This window comes from Danxiaibacter flavus, from assembly GCF_041060425.1.
In the GTDB taxonomy this organism is placed as follows: Bacteria; Bacteroidota; Bacteroidia; order Chitinophagales; family Chitinophagaceae; genus Danxiaibacter; species Danxiaibacter flavus.
In genome coordinates this window covers 1-1,003 of the sequence record NZ_JAULBC010000019.1, presented here as the reverse complement: position 1 = coordinate 1,003, position 1,003 = coordinate 1, and the positions used below count along the sequence as shown (strand labels likewise).

At 43.1% G+C, this 1,003-nt stretch carries 1 protein-coding gene; it reads left to right on the top strand.

Annotation, left to right across the window (positions count from 1 at the left end; genetic code table 11):
- Positions 1-1,003, top strand: a 1,003-nt coding sequence (locus QTN47_RS27915) for a hypothetical protein (protein ID WP_369332759.1), incomplete at both ends; no start/stop codon positions are given.

The following is a 1,003-nucleotide window of genomic DNA, read 5'->3' as shown; positions in this document are numbered from 1 at the left end:
TGTGTTCCAGACGATCAAAGCGAAGGGCGATTCACTCTCCAGCGACAAGTTTATAGATGTGATGGCCAAAGACGGCGTGACACATGTAGGCGACAGCAGCCTGTTGGAATACGCCAGGTTGCAACTGAACATGAAAAATGTGGCAGATAGTATAGTCAACACACAAGTCTTCCATGATTCAGTGACGCAGGTGATGAACAACAATATAGTGCAGGTGATCAAGGACAGCACGACTTATTGGTACAAGGACAATACCATCCTCCAGGACAGTGTGTTCCAGACGATCAAAGCGAAGGGCGATTCACTCTCCAGCGACAAGTTTATAGATGTGATGGCCAAAGACGGCGTGACACATGTAGGCGACAGCAGTCTGTTGAAATACGCTAGGTTGCAACTGAACATGAAGAATGTGGCAGATAGTATAGTTAACACACAAGTCTTCCATGATTCAGTGACACAAGTGATGAACAACAACATTGTGAAGGTTATTCGTGATAGCACAGAAAACTGGTATGAAAAGAATACGATACTTCAGGATAGCATTTTTCAAACCGTAAAAGCGAAAGGTGATTCTTTGTCAAGCGATAAGTTTATTGATGTACTGAGCAAAGACGGAACCAAGCATGTAGGCGACAGCAGCTTGCTGAAATACGCAAGGTTACAGCTGAACATGAAGCTGGTGGCGGATAGTATTGTAAACACAAACATCTTCCATGATTCCGTGACGCAAGTGATGAATAACAATATTGTGAAAGTAATCCGGGATAGTACAGAAAACTGGTATGAAAAGAACACGATACTCCAGGATAGTATTTTCCAGACTGTAAAGGCGAAAGGCGACTCTTTGTCAAGCGATAAGTTTATCGATGTGATGAGTAAAGATGGGGCCAAACATGTTGGAGATAGCAGTTTGCTGAAATATGCCAGGCTGCAATTGAACATGAAATTGGTTGCGGACAGTGTTGTAAACACAAACATCTTCCATGATTCCGTAACACAAGTG